This is a genomic window from Candidatus Eisenbacteria bacterium (genome assembly GCA_030017955.1).
In the GTDB taxonomy this organism is placed as follows: domain Bacteria; phylum Eisenbacteria; class RBG-16-71-46; order JASEGR01; family JASEGR01; genus JASEGR01.
Genome location: JASEGR010000058.1, coordinates 1 through 18,066, shown reverse-complemented (window position 1 = coordinate 18,066; position 18,066 = coordinate 1). Strand labels below are relative to the sequence as shown.

General features: G+C 52.7%; 15 protein-coding genes. All 15 read left to right on the top strand.

Annotated elements, in window-relative coordinates; all coding sequences use genetic code 11:
• A partial coding sequence (locus tag QME66_09780) for a hypothetical protein (protein MDI6809256.1) occupies window positions 1-1,472 on the top strand: 1,472 nt, incomplete at its 5' end.
• 58 nt (window positions 1,473-1,530) lie between these two features.
• A complete protein-coding gene (locus QME66_09775) occupies window positions 1,531-2,391 on the top strand; it encodes an AAA family ATPase (GenBank protein MDI6809255.1) in 861 nt (286 codons plus the stop codon).
• A gap of 88 nt (window positions 2,392-2,479) precedes the next feature.
• Complete coding sequence (locus QME66_09770; GenBank protein ID MDI6809254.1) at window positions 2,480-3,220, top strand: CpsD/CapB family tyrosine-protein kinase; 741 nt, start codon at window positions 2,480-2,482, stop codon at window positions 3,218-3,220.
• Window positions 3,221-3,327: 107 nt separating this feature from the next.
• Complete coding sequence (locus tag QME66_09765; GenBank protein MDI6809253.1) at window positions 3,328-4,458, top strand: hypothetical protein; 1,131 nt, start codon at window positions 3,328-3,330, stop codon at window positions 4,456-4,458.
• Window positions 4,455-5,612: an alkaline phosphatase family protein gene (locus QME66_09760; protein ID MDI6809252.1), complete on the top strand. Its 1,158-nt coding sequence runs from the start codon at window positions 4,455-4,457 to the stop codon at window positions 5,610-5,612. Before QME66_09765 ends, QME66_09760 begins: the two co-directional genes overlap by 4 nt.
• On the top strand, window positions 5,609-6,739 hold the full coding sequence (locus QME66_09755; GenBank protein MDI6809251.1) for a glycosyltransferase: 1,131 nt from the start codon (window positions 5,609-5,611) through the stop codon (window positions 6,737-6,739). Before QME66_09760 ends, QME66_09755 begins: the two co-directional genes overlap by 4 nt.
• On the top strand, window positions 6,736-8,319 hold the full coding sequence (locus QME66_09750; GenBank protein ID MDI6809250.1) for a flippase: 1,584 nt from the start codon (window positions 6,736-6,738) through the stop codon (window positions 8,317-8,319). Before QME66_09755 ends, QME66_09750 begins: the two co-directional genes overlap by 4 nt.
• Window positions 8,316-10,280: a hypothetical protein gene (locus QME66_09745; GenBank protein ID MDI6809249.1), complete on the top strand. Its 1,965-nt coding sequence runs from the start codon at window positions 8,316-8,318 to the stop codon at window positions 10,278-10,280. Before QME66_09750 ends, QME66_09745 begins: the two co-directional genes overlap by 4 nt.
• Before the next feature lie 65 nt (window positions 10,281-10,345).
• The gene (locus QME66_09740; GenBank protein ID MDI6809248.1) at window positions 10,346-11,017 is read left to right on the top strand and encodes a glycosyltransferase family 2 protein; all 672 of its coding nucleotides are present in this window, start codon (window positions 10,346-10,348) and stop codon (window positions 11,015-11,017) included.
• A 26-nt stretch (window positions 11,018-11,043) separates the two neighbouring features.
• On the top strand, window positions 11,044-12,063 hold the full coding sequence (locus tag QME66_09735; protein MDI6809247.1) for a lysylphosphatidylglycerol synthase transmembrane domain-containing protein: 1,020 nt from the start codon (window positions 11,044-11,046) through the stop codon (window positions 12,061-12,063).
• Between the two features lie 48 nt (window positions 12,064-12,111).
• Window positions 12,112-12,822: a glycosyltransferase family 2 protein gene (locus tag QME66_09730; GenBank protein ID MDI6809246.1), complete on the top strand. Its 711-nt coding sequence runs from the start codon at window positions 12,112-12,114 to the stop codon at window positions 12,820-12,822.
• An 86-nt stretch (window positions 12,823-12,908) separates the two neighbouring features.
• Complete coding sequence (locus QME66_09725) at window positions 12,909-13,871, top strand: GDP-mannose 4,6-dehydratase (protein ID MDI6809245.1); 963 nt, start codon at window positions 12,909-12,911, stop codon at window positions 13,869-13,871.
• Window positions 13,872-13,955: 84 nt separating this feature from the next.
• Window positions 13,956-15,401: an O-antigen ligase family protein gene (locus QME66_09720; protein ID MDI6809244.1), complete on the top strand. Its 1,446-nt coding sequence runs from the start codon at window positions 13,956-13,958 to the stop codon at window positions 15,399-15,401.
• 69 nt (window positions 15,402-15,470) lie between these two features.
• A complete protein-coding gene (locus tag QME66_09715; protein ID MDI6809243.1) occupies window positions 15,471-16,865 on the top strand; it encodes a hypothetical protein in 1,395 nt (464 codons plus the stop codon).
• A complete protein-coding gene (locus tag QME66_09710) occupies window positions 16,862-17,986 on the top strand; it encodes a glycosyltransferase family 4 protein (protein MDI6809242.1) in 1,125 nt (374 codons plus the stop codon). Before QME66_09715 ends, QME66_09710 begins: the two co-directional genes overlap by 4 nt.
• The last annotated feature ends 80 nt before the right edge of the window (window positions 17,987-18,066 follow it).

Genomic DNA, 18,066 nt, shown 5'->3' with positions numbered 1-18,066 from the left:
TGTCGTGTCCCGGGGCAAAGACACAGACAAGGAATTTCCGGGACACGACACTAGCTGCCGGCATCTGCACGTTTTCGAAAGGAGTGAGCAGGTTGGAACAGGAGAAGAAGACAAGAGAGGCGACACTCAGGGACTTCTTCAGCGTCGTCTTCAGACGAAAATGGATAATCATTGTCCTTTTTGTCACGTCAACGTCCTTCGTCACCATAACCAATGTGCGGACTCCCGTGTACTATGAGGCGGTTGCGAGGGTGCTTGTCAGCAGGGGACAGAAAGAAAACATTCTGATGCCTCAGATCGGACTGTTGAGCTGGAAGGAAGAGTTGAGTTCTGAGGTAGAAACCGCCAAGAGCGCCGCCGTCGCGACGAATGCCCAGAAGATACTTGACGAAAAAAGAAACAAAGAGGGGAAACCTCGCTACAAAATCGACGGTTCAAGCGTTGACGCCGGCGTCGTCGGTGAATCCAACGTCGTGGAGGTAAGTTACAGGAGCACGGATCCCGAAATGTGCGTCGAGGTCACGAACGCGATTGCTGAAGGCTACATGAAACACAGCAGGGAGAGATTTTCAATTCCGGAGCTGTTCGAGTTTTTCCGTGAAGAGAAGGAAAAGATTTCGGTCGAGCTTGAGAAATGGAAAAAGCAGAGATCGGACTTTCTCAATTCAAGAGGGCTGTCGGATCCGACCGCCGAGAGACGAGAGACCCTGGGCATGTACAGGGATACTCAGAATACTCTCAAAGATATTGTGGGAAAGAGAATCGCGCAGGACGAAAGCGTCAATAAGCTCTCAAAGATCTTGCAAGAGGATCCGGATTTCTCAATTGGCTTTGTCATTTCCGGGCAGGTGGGAAATGAGGGCACGCTAGCAGAGATAAGTAGGCAGCTCATACTTCTGAATTCGGAGCGCGAGAAGCTGTTGACAAAATATACCCCCACTCATCCCGACGTGAAGGCGGTGGAGAAGCAGATAGTAGACTTGACGATCATGATGAGGAAGCAGCTTAGAGACAGACTCGAACTTGAGAAGCTGAACCTCGATGTGCTGAGAGCCAGAGAGAAAGAACAACGCATGATGCTTGCCGGATTTCGGGCGGAGTTAAGGCAGTATCCTGAGGTTGAAAACAAGTTGGAAGAGGTTGACAGGATGATCGCTCTCTATCAGGCAAGCTACAAGGAGCTTGATGAGAAAGAAATTCAGGCGAGGATAACCGATCAGACTACGAGTCCGGAGAAGACTGCGGTGATTCTGCTCAATCCGGCTACGAAGGCCTTCGCGAGGAAAACAAAAGACTATGTCAGGATCGCTCTTGCCCCGATCTTCAGCATCGTGATAGGTCTTGGGCTTTCGTTCTTCGTGGACGGGCTTGACCATTCCTTCAAGACTACCGGAGAGGTTGAAGAGTTTCTCAGACTTCGCGTCCTTGCCGCGGTTCCAGAAGTCAGGAAAAGGAGAATAAAACTCTTCTGACGTTTCCGTCGGGGAGCGATTGTGATGATTTCGCGGGTGACACCGGAAGGAAAATGATATGTACGAGAGTTTCTACGGGCTGAGAGAAAAGCCGTTCAATCTTACCCCTGACCCGCGCTTCCTGTTTCTTAGCCCGGCGCACAGGGATGCGATTGCCTATGTCACATATGGCCTGAGGGAGAAGAGGGGCTTCCTTGCCTTGACGGGCCAGGTTGGCGTGGGGAAGACGACCGTCGTCAGGAAGGTTTTCCAGGAAATGGGTCCGACTGTTGACAGGGCATTTGTCCTCAACACCAAGCTCACATTCAAACAGATGCTTGGTCTCGTTCTCGACGAGTTCGGCATGGGCATGAAAGGGAAATCGAAAGCGGAGCTTCTCATAGAGTTCAACAACTTCCTTGTCTCTCAACTCCGCGCGGGAAGAAACACTGTGATAGTGATTGACGAAGCTCACAACCTGTCACCTGCGGCTCTCGAGGAGCTGCGGATGCTCTCGAATCTGGAAACAGACACCGAGAAACTTGTTCAGATTCTGCTCGTCGGCCAGAATGAACTGGTCGATATTCTCGACAGACTTGAGCTGAGACAACTGAGACAGAGAATTCCCGGCGTTTTCAACATAGGGCCTCTTTCAGCCGGTGAGGTAAAAGGGTACGTCGAGTTCAGACTTGATGTGGCAGGCAGAAGCGGCGGCAATCCTTCTTTCAGCGAGGATTCTTTTGAGTACATTTTTGGTGAAACCGGAGGCATCCCCCGTCTCATAAATCTTCTTTGCGACTGCGCCTTGCTCGTCGGCTACGTTGAAGGTTCTCTTGCTGTTGACAGGAGAATCCTTGAGGAAGCATCCAAAGAGCTTGGCAAGTTCCGCTCCCCAATTGGAATTGATGACAGGCTTCCACGCGCTTCACTGTCGCCGTGATCGAGGGGCTGCTTCGCAGTCGTCTTGTGCAGTCCCGGCCGAAACGGCGCCGTGGGAGAGTTGATGGAATCGAGATCTACCTGACCCTATGAGCAAGATATTCGATGCCTTGAGAAAAGCTGAGCAGGAAAGGAAGGGGCGAGCCGGAATCGTCGCCGGCAGTGCCTCCCGGCAGGTGACGGTTTTTTCGGGGAAAAAGCCGGACGTAACCGGAATAGAGCTCAGCGCACTCAGGAATTCTGTGGAGCTTGCGCTTCCGAACAAATCTTCAAGATGCCTTCTTGTGACTACCTCGCTTGCAGGGGAAGGAGCTACCTCTGTTACTCATGATCTCTGCCAGGTACTTGCGCAGGATCCTATGTTGCGAATCCTGGGCGTCGATGGAGATTTTTCGCGGAGCGACCTGACCAGGAGGTTCAAAGTTGAACCTGGCCCGGGCCTAACCGAGATTCTCAGAGGGGAAGCTACTCTCGAAACGGGAATCGTCAAGACCCCGGTACAGAATCTCGATTTTTTGAGGGGAGGAGTAAACCTTCCGGGAGTATCGCAGCTTATTAGTTCTGCACAAATGAAGTCAGTCCTGCGTGAACTCTCATCCTTGTATCACTTCGTTGTTGTTGACTCAGGACCTGCCCTGTCCTCACCCGAGACGATTGTGTTGGGAAGCCACACGGATGGAGTTATTCTTGTCGTGCGCGCCTCAAAAACCAGACGTGAAATAGTCCAGAAGGCAGTGAACATGCTCTCCCAGTCTCACGCAAACGTGATTGGGGTCGTTTTCAATAGACGAAAGTTTGCCATCCCGGCTTTTATCTACAAGCGCCTCTGAGTCTCTTTTCGTCCCTTATGTCCGACTTGGCTCTCGAATTCCGCACATCTTTTGACCCTGATGCGGATGTGGTGGTCCGCAACTGTCTGAAAGAGCTGTGTCTGGTTTTGGGTAAGACGTGTGGGACGAATCTTGAAGCGGTTTTCCTCACGGGGAGCCTGAGTCTGGGCGAAGGGAGCAGTCTGCGCATCGGCGACCGTGTTCTCTTGCTTTCAGATCTTGACCTCGGAGTCGTCACCTCCGGAGAGAAGGAGAGGAGGGAGCTTGTTCCAATCTTGAGGGAAATCGAATCAAGTTTCTCTCCGCCTGACCCGAGATTGATATTGTCATCTCCCCTCAGCCTCCCGGTCTATACGCGAAAGGATATTCGCTCCCAGAAGCCAAAGATGGAAACCGTTGACATGGCCAATCAAGGCAAAGTCCTCGCCGGAGACGAAAGCTGCCTGTCTCAGCTTCCAATCACCGACGGTTCGGAGATCACAAAGGTTGAGGCGATCACTCTTGTGGAGAACCGTGCATGGGAGTGTCTCAGGAATCTTGAGCGCTTCCGGCCAAGTGCCGGCCCGGAGTCCGTGAAGACCGCGTTCTTGGCCGGCAAGGCAATCCTTGACTGCATGACGTCTATTCTCGCATTTCGTGGAGCATACGTGCCTGGATACAAGAGAAGGCTCTCGGTCTTCAAGGAGACTCTGAGAAGCGGCGATGGTGAAATCGGAGGAATTGCTCCCGGCCTGGAAGAAGAGGCCACTTTCTGGGCCGGGTTCAGAGAGAAGCCCGAGATTTCCATCGTGAGAAAAAGATATGGAGAAATGGGTACGGTCCTTTCGAGGGCCAGAGAACTCATGAGACAAGTGTGGCTGTGGGAATGCAGCTCCCTATCCGGAGCAGGCACACACGAGCTTTCCGCACTCATTTTTCGGACTGCTGCCAGGCCGGGTTTGAGAGAAAATGCCAGGGCTCTCCGGAAGGCACTCGAGAGTTTCATCGGTGGGAGCGGAAGCATTCCCGATATTGTGAGGGTTTTCAGACTATCACGGTGGGGAAATGGAGAGGATTTCTTAAGAAAAATGGCTGCACTGCTCTTTTTCGAACTGCCTGAGAGCCGTCTTGAAGACTGGGAATGTTCTGCAGGATTCATGAAGCTGGCACGGAAGGTTTTCTCACAAGCGACCGTGAAGAGAACTGGCAGAAGCGGAAAGGTCTGGGTGGAGTTCTTCTCGGGGAGCATGAAACAGTGAAAAAGGCCTGCATAGTGTTCCTCATAGATGCGCTTGGCTGGGAAATCCTGGCGAAAAGCGGAGTCGAGTTCCCGGAGTTCCGGGAAAAGAGGCGCCTCAAAACTGTTCTCGGATACAGCGGCGCGGCGATACCGAGTCTTCTTTCAGGAAGACCACCCGGCGAAACGGGTCATTGGGCTATGTATTTCCATGCTCCACAAAGCTCACCGTTTTCAGCGACCAGACTGGTCTCTTGGCTGCCGCGAAGAATTCTCAGGAGGAAGCTCTCATCCGCTTTCCTGAAATGGCTGGTCGAAGTGCGCGCAGGCATCAAGGGATACTACAGTCTCTATGAGATTCCATTTGAATACTTTCGCTTTTTCGATCTTTGCGAAAAGAAAAACATCTTTTCCGAAAATGGCTTGAATGCCTGTCCGAATATCTTCGATGAGCTTTCCGGAAACGGAATAGAGTACCGGGTCTGGGACTGGAGGGCGCGCGAAGAGGAGAACTTCAAGGAATTCACTCAAGAGCTGCGTGCCGGAATTCTGCAGTTCTTCTTCTTCTATACTCCCGAGCTCGACGCAGTAATCCACAAATTCGGGACTGGCTCGGAGAGAGTCGTTGAGAAACTGCGCCTCCTCAGCGAGATGGTCACGGAGTCTGCCCAAACGGCGTCCGAATATTACGATGATGTTCATATATTGGTTGTGTCTGATCACGGCATGGTTGATACGACCTCGGTTATTGACTCTTCGGTCTTCCTTGATACGGTCAAGTTCAGCATGCCGGATGATTATCTTGTCTTCCTGGACTCGACCATGGCGAGGTTCTGGTTTTCGAACAAGGAGGCCAGGGAATCTTTCTCATCAAGGCTCTCTGCTCTCAAAAGCGGCAGAATACTCACGGTTGACGAGCTGAAACAACTGGGCGCCTACTTCCCGGACGGCCGATTCGGAGAGCTCATCTTCCTTACCTCTCCTGGAACGCTGATTGTACCCAGTTTCATGGGGAAAGAGCCCTTGAAGGCGATGCACGGGTTTCACCCTTCCCATCCCGGTTGCGATGCGTTGGCTGCAGGCAACCATTCGCTCCCGGACCTTAGCTCGATACTTGACATCTTTGGACTCATAAAGTCGGAAATCTCGTGGCTCAAGAGGAGGTCTGAGACTTGAGAATCGTCCACTACTACGGAGCCTCTCCTGCCTCCTTTGGTCTCACTGACGCCCAGTTCTTGGAGATGAATGGAACCGGGGCCCATTTTTGGAATCAGTTTCTGCGAATCCTAAAGGACAGGCACGGCCATTCTCCGGAAGTTCATCTCGAAACAAGGGAAGGGAGATGGAAGCTGGTCGAAGTCGAAAGACTGCCATTTTTCTTCTGGCCATCCTGCCGTTTGTCGAAAAACGTTTCGGTCCCGGGTGGTTTCGCTGCCCATGTCATGAAGAGTCCGCCGGGGCTTTTCGTTTTCTACGGTTCAACGGCAAATTCCATATCATGGCTCTTCTCGGCAGCGTTGAGGGCGAGACGAATCCCGTACGTCATCCAGTACCACGGCGGTCCGTGCGGTTCAAGCTTGCTTGAAAGATATTTCTTTGGAGGAGGAGCAGCAATCGTGGCCCCTCTTCAGGACTCATTGAAGAAAATCGGATCGAGATTCAGCATTCCTCCGGAGAGACTGTATGCCATTCCTTCGGGAATAGATGAGAATCGGTTCTCCCCGGAAGCCGGCGCTGGCCCGAGGGGCTCCTCGATCTGCTTTGCAGGACGTCTCACAAAGGAGAAGGGCTTTGACCTCGCGGTCAGCACTTTTGTCTCCCTGGCTTCGAGATTCCCCAAGCTCACTTTTGATGTCGCTGGAGAATTCCTTGGGTCACTCGCGAAGGAGGAAACACTTGATCTTCTCGGAAAATCACGCGTTCTGGAGAGAGTGAAGTTCCGCGGTTGGATCAAGCCTGAGGAGATGCCGGGGTTCTATTCAACGAACGCGATCCTGCTTCTTCCATCTCAAAGCGAGAGCCTGTCGAGAGCAACGATTGAGGCCATGATGTGCGGAACAGTACCGGTGGCGCTTGAGGGTTCAGGCGGCCCGTCCACCTTCATTACCGACAAAGAAAACGGTCTCGTTGTGACCCGCGAGAATATCGGCGAGAGATTGGCGGAGCTGATTTCCAGAGAAGATCTCCTCCAATCACTCTCCAGAAACGCAAGAGATTTCGCGCTCAAGAATTTCTCGCTTAGCTCATCGCTGAAACAGGCTGAAAAGCTTTATGGGTCGCTGGCAGAAAGGAAAAAGGAGTGAGCGAGTCAGGCAAGAGCTCGGCACGAGGTCGTGCACTTAGAGACATATCCAGAGGAAGCTTTCTCCTTGGGATTGACCAGGGACTCAACGTTTTTTTCGGGATCATCTACTCCGTAGTTGTCCTCAGGTATCTTGGCCCTGAGAAGTTTGGGATGCTTTCCCTCTCGCTTTCCGTTGTCGGGATCGCCACGATAGGAACGGCGAATTTCGAGGCATTCCTTGAGAGATACGTGGCAGAGTTCAAGGCAGAGGGAAAAGACGGCCTGATTGTGCGGGCACATCTCCTTATAATGCTTCTCAAGATATCCCTTTCGCTCATCGTATCCGGCTTGCTTTTCCTGCTTGCAGGGCCAATTTCGCATTCCTATGGGATGCCGCTTATGAAAGTGCTTCTCCCGATAGTGACCCTGACTCTGATTTTAGAAGCTCTCAGCGCCGCAAACAGAGCGACTCTCTACGGGCTCCAACGGTTCGGCTCGATGGTGATCGCATCCGGAATCTCAAACAGCGTCAAGGTTCTTCTGCTCTTGCCTGTCATCAAAAGCGGGAGCGGGGTAATCGGCGTCGCGTGGGTTGTTGTCTCCGCGCTCGTCATAAGCGCAGGGCTTTATTTCGGGCTGCTGTGGGCGGTACTGAGAAATCTGAGGAAGAAGGGTGAGGCGATGGTTGGTTCAGGGGGGCTTCTCCGCATGATTTTCAAGTATTGCATCCCTCTTCTCGGGGCGAGGGCCGCCTATCTTGCGGGCCAGAATCTTTCAAGGATAATACTCGGATACCTGCTCACGCCGCACTCGCTCGGGCTTTTCTCTTTTGCGTTCAACATAATCGAGAGGTTCATTGCCCTTGGACAGGCGGTGCCCCAGGCCATCCTGCCGTCGCTTGCAAGGCTTAAGGGCGAAGGGGACGAGAAGGGACTGTTTTCTGTTTTCTCTCATTCCCACAGGGCAATCTCAGTTCTTGCATCCCTGATGAGCGCCGGAATCTTCGTCTTTGCAAGAGAGATAACGCTCATCATGGGAGGAAGAGAATATCTGGATGGCGTTCTTCTCCTTCGCATACTCGCGTTCGTTCCGCTTGCCAGAACGGCCCAACAGCCGCTCACAATGCTTTTCTATGCCCTTGAGAAAACAAAAACAGTCCTCTGGCTGGCGCTCCTCAAGCTGTTCCTGGAAGCATCGCTGTACATTCTCTTTGTGCCTTTCACCGGGCTCATCGGAGCCGGGTTTGCAAATCTGGTTTCAGTATTCGTGACTTTTGTCCAGGCTGTTGTTCTGGCAGGGAGGGCAGTCCCCGCGGGAATCAAGGAAAGTGCAGGCGGCCGCCTTGCGAAAATTTCTGTCCTGACTTCGCTCCAGTGCGCGCTTATTGCAGCACTCTCTGTCCCGTTTGAGTTTCTTCAACTGAACGCGGCGATTATCAGTCTCAAGGTCGTTCTTTTCCCGTTGGTTTTCTTCGGATGCACCTTCGCCCTTGGCCTTTTCTCGAAGGATGATGTAACTTTCTTCATGACGAGCATCTCCGGCAGGAAAATTCCGCTCAGGCCGGCCAGAGGTTTGAGCAAACCTGGAGAAAGCCGATGAACCTCATCGCACTCCTGACTCTGCTGTCAGGCAGTTTCGAGCTTCTGAGGGGGTCGGTTCCGGCCTATTTCTGGCCCCTCAGGTACGTCGGGCTTGCCTTCATTCCCGGGCTCACGCTTCTTCTCGTCATGAAGAAGAGGCACACTGGAATCCTGGAACTCTTTGTGCTCGTCACGTGCCTTTCGCCGGTGTTTTCCGGAACAACAGTCCTCCTCCTTTCGCACTTCGGTCTTGCGTTTAAGACCTCGACTGATGTTGCAGTAGTCGTCTTCTCGGCCGTTTCACTTGTTCTTCTCCTGAAGGACCGATTCAAGTTCAGCAAGGCGGATGGCAACTCTGGTGCCGTTATGCTCATCTCGATTCTGTTTTCGCTCGTTCCCGCCGCAATACTTCTCCTGAACCCGAATCTCAGAATAAGGGATGATTCCTGGTTCCACGCAGCCATCACCCACGAAATCCTTGACTTCGGAATCCCGCCGACAGATCCCTTCTTCTACGGCATCAAGCTTCTGTATTTCTGGTTCTACCATGTATATCTTGGAGCCCTTTGTGTCTCGGGCGGGCCAAGTCCTTTCTCTGTAATGGCCATTCTGAATGTGCACTTTTTCCTGGCTATGGCTTGTGCTGCCTACCTTTTCTCGAAGAATTTTGTTTCAGGGATCAGACGTTATGTATCAAGCCTGCTTCTCCTTTTCTTCGGCATGAATCCGCTGGGCGCAGTCTTTCTGCTGCTGGGGTGCTCGCTGGGGAAGACGCACGGGATTGACGTGTTCAAAGAACTGATTTTCGGCGGGGCAAGCACGACTCTGCTTGGACTCTGCCCCCGCGGCTACCTTCATGCCAGTCTCGCATTCGGAATGGACAAGTTTCTCATCGGAACGGCTTTTTCAATAGGCATGGTTTTGAGTCTTGCATTTCTCTGGAAGGCCTCATCGTATCTGCGCAGCGGGGCGCTTGAGGATCTCTTCCTTGCCGCGCTCTGTCTTCTGGGCGCAATTCTCTTTCACACTGTCGCAGGACTCGCCACTTTCTTCGTGTCGGCCGGGGCGCTTTTCCTGCTCATAGTTTTTTCAAGAATGAGGCACGCAAAAGTGACGCCGGGAAGGGCTACTTTTCTTCTCATTGCATCGATTCTGCCGGTACTGGTGTCATCCCCATATCTTCTGTCCGTCATGGTCGGGAAAGGCGGCGGCCAGATCGGCGGCCTCGACCTGAACGGCGCATTCCTGTGGAGCACGGCCTTGTCCGGCCTCCTTTTCTGGATTCTTGCGCCCCGCTCGATTTCATTTCTTGTGGGAAAGAGGGGAGGAGCTTTCATCGCCCTCTGGATGCTGGGTCTTCTGGTTTTCGGCTTTCTTGTCCCGCTTCCTTTTGGAAACGAGAGCAAATTCATCAGCCTCCTCTTTGTGCCGCTGTCTATCGCCTCCGGCTGGTTTCTGTATGAGCTCTTCAGGGGAGGATTCTTCAGGAAACTTGCCGGGTTTTGCCTTGTCTTGTCGCTGATTGCCACGAATTTCCTTGCCATCTTCGCATTTCTGATTGACAAAGGGCCTGAGCGCGGCGGAAGGGCCGTTTTCTCACATGACGAGCGTTCAGCTTATGAATGGATTAGCCGATACACCCGTAGGGATGCCCTTTTCCTGGATAGCGAAGGGCGATCCGAGCTGGTAGTCACCGGACCACGAAGACTACTCTGGGGAGGGGATTCTTTTGCCGTAGGATGGGGATACAGCACCCCGGAGATGCAAAAGAGAAAGGCGGTAGTAACGGAGCTTTTTGAAGAGGGACGGGTGTCCCCCGGTATGATAGGATTCCTTGGGAACTTTCACACGCCTGTCTATGTTGTTTGGAGAAAGGATGATGTCGGGGAACGGCTGTGGCAGGTGCCTGACGGAAATGCGGGGCTTTTCACGAAGGTCTATGAAAATCCATTGATCAAGCTCTACCGGTTGAATCTATAAGAACATGCTCCCGCCGGGATTCTCGTCATCGGCCGGAGGGAAGGAAGAACGGAGATCTAAGGGCAGTGTTAAGAGGAAAGCGGATTACAGTCGTTATCCCGTGCCACAATGAGGAGGACGGCATAGCGCACGTGCTCAAGAACATGCCGTCCTGTGTTGATGAAGTTGTTGTCGTGGACAACGCCTCCACCGACAAGACGGCTGAAGTCGCAAAGTCACTTGGGGCAAAGGTTGTCTACGAGCCGAGAAAGGGCTATGGCGCCGCGTACAAGGCAGGAATACCTGCCGCGACAGGCGACGTAGTCGTTACAATGGACGGCGACGGCTCGTATCCCCAGGAGTCGATTGGCGAGGTAACGGAGTTCATGCTCGACAGGGACCTCGACTTTGTATCGGCATGCAGGTTTCCTCTTGCGAACCAAAAGTCGATGAACTTCAGCAACTGGATCGGGAACATGATACTGACTTCTGCAATGTTTCTTCTCTACATGAGAAGGATCAGGGACTCACAGTCAGGCATGTGGTTTTTCAAAAGAAGCATCTATCCTCTGCTCGAAGTCACAAGTGACGGAATGCCGTTCTCCGAGGAGATAAAAATAGAGGCAATAAAGAACAGACAAATCAAGTTTGCGGAATATCACGTCAACTATCACATCCGGATCGGCACCGTGAAGCTGCGCAAATGGGCCGATGGTTTCGAGAACCTTATTTTCCTCGTGAAGAAAAGGTTTTCATGAACACAATAGGCGCTTGAGGTGACGTCTTGAAGCGAAAAGCGTACTTCGGCATAGCGGTAAGCGTGCTCTGCCTCTTTCTAGCTTTCAGGAAGACGCAGTTCGGAGAGCTCAGGAACGCTTTCTCTCAAGCGGAATACCTGTATCTGATACCTGCTGCAGCCTGCACATTGACCAGTTTCTACATACGAGCCTACAGGTGGAAGTTCCTCATGAAGCCTCTGAAGAATGCGCGGACGATGAGCCTGTTTTCATCGACCATGATAGGATTCATGGCGAACAATCTGCTTCCGGCGCGGCTCGGAGAATTTGTGCGCGCGTATGCGGTTGGGAAGAAGGAAAAGGTGAGCAAGACGGCTTCTTTTGCCACAATCGTGATCGAGAGAGTGCTGGATGTGTTTGTGCTTCTCGTTCTCTTTGGTATCCTGATACTTGTCATGCCGCTTCCCAAAGAGCTCAAAGTCGGAGGATACTTCGCCCTCGTCCTTAATGCCGTATCCATGCTGGTGCTCCTTGCCTTTCTCATCTTTCCCCGGTGGACTCTTTCCCTGGCGACAGCTGCTTCGAGACCATTGCCCGGGAAGCTTGAGCACAGGGTTTCGAGGATCGTCAGGTCATTCGGGCAAGGCCTTGAGGTGTTCAAGCGTGGAAAGGAAACTTTCTATTCTCTCATGCTTTCGTTTGTGGTCTGGTTTTTTGCCGGCCTTGCAATTTATTTCTCAATTCTTTCGGTCGAGGTCAATCTCCCGCCGCATGCAACACTGCTCGTGCTTGTAGTTCTGTCGCTCGGAGTCATGATACCGTCTTCTCCCGCCTATGTCGGGCCGATTCAGTATTTTTCAGTGCTTGGGCTTTCTCTTTTTGACGTCGACAAGACGAGAGCCCTCGCTTTCTCCTTCCTTTATCACTCCACGCAATTCTTTCCGGTGACGCTGCTGGGCCTCTTCTATCTTTGGAAGGAGAATCTCTCAATAAGAGAGATAACGGCCAAGGACGTCGTGAGTTTCGGCAACGCTCAGGGCGCAAAGAACGAGAAGCCGGGCGCATAACGTGAGAAACGGGAAGTTCTCTTCAACGCCTGGGGAAATGAACACGATATGAAAACAGCTGCTGTGGTCCCCGCCTACAACGAGAAGGGGAAGATCGGGCGGGTCATGGAAAAACTTGGCCGGAACCTTGTTGATTTGAAGATCACGATCGATGACGGCTCGAATGACGGCACGGACGATGAGGCACGCCGGTGCGGGGCGGACGTAGTCCTCAGGCACGAGAAGAACAAAGGGGTAGGCGCGAGCATAAGGACCGGAATCGATTATGCGATTAAGCACGGATACGATATCGTTGCGATTCTTTCGGGCGACGACCAGCACGATCCGAGCGAGCTTCCTCTCCTCCTGGATCCGATCAAGAGCGGCGAATTCGATTTCGTGCAGGGTTCCAGGTGGCTCAAAGGAGGACAGACTCCGAACATAACGGTTCCGAGGAGGATTTTGACCAAGGTTTATGCCTTGCTGTTCAACTTGGCCGTGAGATTCCCAATCACCGACGGCACAAACGGCCTGCGGGCCTTCAGGACGGACATCTTCAAGAACAAGAGCATTAACCTCTGGCAGGATTGGCTGAACACCTATGAGCTTGAACCCTACCTGCTTTACAAAGCCATAGCGTGCGGTCTCAGGGTCAAAGAAGCTCCTGTCACGGTAAGGTATCATTCGAAAGAAATAGGTTCATCCAAGATGGTTCCGTTCAGAGACTGGTGGAGAATCCTTAAGCCGCTCATCTATCTCAGAGTCGGGATCAGAAAGTAGCAGATGTCAGCTGCGAAAAGTGCAGCAGACCTGGATTCAGTCGGCTGGCAGCAGTAATCCCGGCATAACGAAATCGGGGGCAGAAGATGACAGGTCTAAAAGGGAAAAAGCTTCTGGTCACAGGTGGTGCGGGCTTTGTCGGCTCCAACATAGTTGAAAGGCTCATCAAGGAAGGCGCAATCGTCACCGTTCTTGATGACCTTTTCACCGGTAAGCTGTCCAATCTGCCGTCACAGGACAAGTTCAAGTTCGTAGAAGGGAGCGTCTGCGATTTCGACGTAGTGAAAAAGCTGGTTTCGGTAGCGGACATAATCATCCACGCGGCGGCAAGAAATATCATTGTCTCGACCAAGGATCCCAGAGAGGATTTCAACACCAACATCGGCGGCACGCTCAACATTCTGCTGGCAGCGCGGGACACCAAGGTTGAGCGGATTGTTTATACATCGTCCTGCTCCGTTTACGGCAACCCGAGATATCTTCCAATCAACGAGGACGACTATCTTAATCTTCTGACTCCATACTCAGTGAGCAAGCTTGGCGGGGAGAACTACTGTATTGCCTTCTATGAGACCTACGGCCTTCCCACGTCCGTAGTGAGGTATTCAAACATATACGGTACAAAACAGGACCCGGCCAATCCATACTGCGGAGTAATCTCCAAGTTCATTGACTCCATCCATCGAGGCGGCCCGCCAACGGTTCATGGCGACGGAGATCAGACCAGGGACTTCACGTTTGTCGATGATGCTGTGGAAGCAACCCTCCTTTGTGCGACCTCCGAGAGGGCTGTCGGAGAGATTTTCAATGTTGGGACCGGCGTGGAAACCAGCGTGAATCAGGTGGCCCGGATTCTACTCGGGCTTTTCAAAAAAGAGTTCGTACCCGTCCACACAGATAGAAGGGACATTGACAACATCAGAAGAAGGGTGGTCAACATCGAGAAGACCAGGAAAAAGCTCAGGTGGGTGCCGACAGTGACTCTGGAAGAAGGGCTGAAGAGAACCAAGGAATGGTACGAACGCGAGCAGCTGCGCCAGACCCCGTGAATTCCCTCTTGAACTCGTGGAGTTTCATTCAGGACGACTAGTTTTTCAGAGTGCTGCTTAAGCTTACGACGCGAGGCTCAAAGTTTGAACCCCAAGGGTATCATCAGAAGCACCATCACAAGAATAGAAGAATCCTCGCCGCTATTGTGGGCTGCCGTCGTCCTGATTGGCGTGGTGGTGGGAACGCAGTTTAACCATCCTAACAAGAGGGTCCTTGAAGCCTGCGCGGGTGGCATTGTTGCAGTCTTCGCCTTCAGGTTTCACCTTTCCGTAGGTCTTTCTGTCCTCGTCTTCTTTCTTCCCTTCCCGACCGCCATGTCGTTCGGAAGCACCAACACTGTTTTCGCAGGCCTTCTCTTCATAGTTTGGCTGGCCAGGATTTCCCTGGGTCACGAGAAACCTCCCAGCAGGACTCCGCTGGATATGCCGATAGTCTTGCTTCTTATGGCTTACATGACTTCCTCCTACAATTCGAGAGGGATGTCAGAGCTGATGGCAGGGCTCGTGAACTTCGCCAGCGTGGCCGGCTGCGTTCTCATGTACTACCTCATCGTGAATTTCGTGAACGACGAACGTGCCCTGAAAAGGATAGTTGTTGTTGCATCGATCTCCTGCGCGACTGTGCTTCTGACGGCTCTTTATGAACTCTTCAATCCCGGGAAAGTTCTGCTCCCCGGGTGGATTCTCGGCGCAGAGAAGTCACAACTGATGTACGTGGAGAAGGGGTTGAGGGTTGGGGGTTCTTTCGGTGATTATGAGCTTCTTGCCGAGTATTCGGCCATAAACCTTCCCCTTCAGATATTCATGGCTGTAAGAGCAAAGTCAATATCAAGGAAAATTGCGTGGCTCATCCTTGCTGCTGCGACAACAATAGTCCTTCACGCGACCATTACAAGAGGCGCTTTCATTGCGTTCTATATGAGTATGGCCTATCTCATGCTGGTTGCCCGGGAGGACTTTGACTTCAAGAAGGTGGTCGCTGTTGCAATTCTTGCTGTCATAATTTTTGTGAGCGCAAATTCCATTCTTGTACAATACACAAAATCCGGTTCTGTATTTGCGAGATTCTCCACTGAGAAGACCTTCGCAGGAGTAATGCCTGCCGCGAGAGCAGGAACCTGGACGCAGAGCTGGGAGCGTTCGAAGGAGCATATTGTCATAGGTCACGGTCCTTACTTCAGCCTGAGGGAGGGGGTCACAAGATTCAGCTGGCCCCACAACACCTACTTGTTTCAGCTCTACATAACAGGTCTCTTCGGGCTTTCGGCGTTCTTGTGGCTTCTCATCAAGCTTTTCGCGGGGACATTAAAGTTCTCGAGCCGATCTTTGGCAAGCCGGAGCTTTTCAAAATCCCTTCTTCTCGTGATGAATGTTCAGCTGCTCATTTTCATGATTGACGAATTGAAGATCGATTTCCAGAGAAACGTTGTTTACACATACTATGTCTGGTTTCTCTTCGGTCTCATGGTCGCTTGTCTGAAGATTGCGCAGGCTGCGAAGCCTGAAGGCACAGCCGAAGCGCCTTCCTAGCGCGCATCCGCGACGAAGAGGCCGGGCGAGAAAGAGTAAGTTTCCGGTTCACGGAGGTGTTGGGCACAAGTGCATCCGGCGATCTATAGAAAAATAGTACTTCCGCTGGTGAGGTCCTTGCAGGGGAAAAAGGAACTTGTGTTCCTTAAAGAACTGGAGAAATCCCAATTTCTGACCAGAGAAGAACTGATTAATCTGCAATTCATGAAGGCGAAGGCCCTGCTTGAGCACGCATCAAGGACTGTTCCCTACTACGGTGCCGTCATGAAAGAGGCCGGTTTCGACCCGTCGAGGATGGAAAGCCTTGATGAGCTCGCAGGATTGCCGTCCCTTACCAAGCGGATCATTCGTGAGAACAAGGCAGAGCTCGTTTCACGCTCGTTCTCTCAGAGAGACCTCCTCCCTGATTCAACCGGAGGCTCGACCGGAGAGTTCGTATGGTACTACCACGACAGAATCAAGATGGACAAGATGGCCGCTGCAGCCTACAGGTGTTACAGATGGTGCGGGCTGGATGTCGGAATGAAAATCGCGAAACTGTGGGGCTCGCCGCGTGACATTGCGGCGCAGACGAAGTTGAGAAGACGGATAGCCGCTTTTGTGAAAAACGAGCTCTTCCTGCCATGCTATGAGCTGACCGACGGGAAAATACGCGAGTATCTCGGCATATTGAGAGAGTTTAGACCCGATGTGATTGAGGGATACACGTCCGTTCTTTTTCTTCTGGCTTCCTACATCACGACAAAAGGCGTTCAGTTGCCGAGGCCTGGCGCCATGATCGCAACCGCAGAATGCGTGAGTCAGGATGAGCGCGACACCATTGAGGATGTGTTTGGAGCGCCGGTCTTCAACAAGTATGGTTCGAGAGAGCTTGGATTCATAGCAATGGAATGCAGGGAGCACAACGGGCTTCACATGAACATGGAAAGACACCTCGTGGAGTGCATGGTGGACGGGAGGCCGGGCAGGGAAGATGAAATAGGGGAAATCGTGGTCACAGATATGGATGGCTTTGCGATGCCGTTCATACGATACAGAACCGGTGATCTCGGCACCATCACCCGAAGACACTGCGCATGCGGACGTGAGCTCCTGATGATTGAGAACTTGTGCGGACGAACGGTGGACCTTGTTGTCACCCAGGAAGGGAAGCTGCTCCCGGGGCTGTTCCTGGCCACAGTGTTCAGACACTCGGGCGTCGTCGAGAGATTCCAGGTTCATCAGACCAAGAACGGAACCCTCAACGTCAAGCTCCTGCCCAACCGGAATTTTGGCCCTGACAGCGAGAGGATGCTTGAAAGCTCTCTCAGGGCCTACGTGGGAGATTCGATGCAGATCTCTTTCGAGTTGGTGGACGAAATCCTCCCAGCTCCCTCCGGAAAACTCAAGCTTGTAACGTCGGACATGAAACCTGATTTCACAGCCGGGAAACTGACCACCGGGAAAAGGTCCGGTGGACGATGAGAATCTGCATTCTCATCGGAGGCTTTCCGCCCGAGCATATCGGCGGTGCAGAAATCCAGGCAGAGGAACTTGCAAGGAGACTTTCCGGCTCGCATGCAGTGACTGTGCTTACCAGGGGGAATCCATCCATGCCCGTCGATGAAGAAAGAGATGGGTTCCGGATTCACCGCCCGAGGGTAAGCAACATTCGAATGCTCAGGACTATCGCCGATTTCTCCAAAAGCCTGTGGTTCCTGACGAGACGGAGAAAAGAATTTGATGTTCTGCTCTGTTACCAGGTTTTCTCTGCGGGCTTGCTCGGCGTCCTCGCAAAGAGGCTCTTGGGTCTGCCGGTTGTCGTGTGGATAAGGGGCCGGGGCGGGATCTCATTCTCCTCGTCCTACATGCGGAAGAGCGTCGGTCTTCCTGCTGTTCGATGGGCTGACCTCGTGCTTGTTCAATCCGTGCGGATGAAGCAGTTTCTTCTTGAGGAAGTTGGTAAATTCTGCGGGGACGATGAGGCAGCGAAGATGGACGGGAAGACGCTTATCATCCCGAACATAGTGCGGTTTGGGGGCGGGGGAGAGGAATGTGGAGGCACAAATGTCCTTTTCTTGGGGAGGCTGGTGCGGCGAAAGGGCGTTGACGATTTGCTCGATGCCGTTCGAAAGGCGGGAGATCTTAGGCTGGTCATAGCAGGCGCTGGCCCGGAAAGGCAGAACCTTGAAAAGTACTCAGCCGGATTGAATGTAGATTTCCTCGGTTTGGTGGGGCCGGACAGGATTCCTGAGCTCCTGAGGCAGGCCAGGGTCCTTGTGCTTCCTTCACGCCTGGGCGAAGGGCTCCCGAATGTCGTGATTGAGGCCATGGCTTTCGGTGTTCCCGTTATCGCAACCGACGTCGGCGGAACGCCGGACGTAGTCAAGGACGGAGTTACCGGGTTTGTAGTCAACCCGGGGGACGTGGACGGGATAGCAGACCGCCTGAAGAAGCTCTATCAAGACAATGAGTTGTGGCAAACCATGTCCACTAACTCCAGGGTGGAGGTCCAGAAATACGCCTGGCAAAACATCGTTCCTCTTGTAGAAGAAGTGCTGAGAAAGGTGGTGGAAAAGGCCAAACCTTCCCGGCTTCGCGTCTGAGCTCCGGGGAACCGTGGGTTACAGGTCGCTGGAGGGAGCCGGATGAGCGCCCGCGCCATGCTGGCGCCGGCCCGGATCAG

Bases quoted from the DNA above. Each gene is read 5' to 3' on its own strand.
- QME66_09775 (MDI6809255.1), top strand. From the start codon at position 1,531: ATGTACGAGAGTTTCTACGGGCTGAGAGAAAAGCCGTTCAATCTTACC.
- QME66_09770 (MDI6809254.1), top strand. From the start codon at position 2,480: ATGAGCAAGATATTCGATGCCTTGAGAAAAGCTGAGCAGGAAAGGAAG.
- QME66_09745 (MDI6809249.1), top strand. From the start codon at position 8,316: ATGAACCTCATCGCACTCCTGACTCTGCTGTCAGGCAGTTTCGAGCTT.
- QME66_09730 (MDI6809246.1), top strand. From the start codon at position 12,112: ATGAAAACAGCTGCTGTGGTCCCCGCCTACAACGAGAAGGGGAAGATC.
- QME66_09725 (MDI6809245.1), top strand. From the start codon at position 12,909: ATGACAGGTCTAAAAGGGAAAAAGCTTCTGGTCACAGGTGGTGCGGGC.
- QME66_09710 (MDI6809242.1), top strand. From the start codon at position 16,862: ATGAGAATCTGCATTCTCATCGGAGGCTTTCCGCCCGAGCATATCGGC.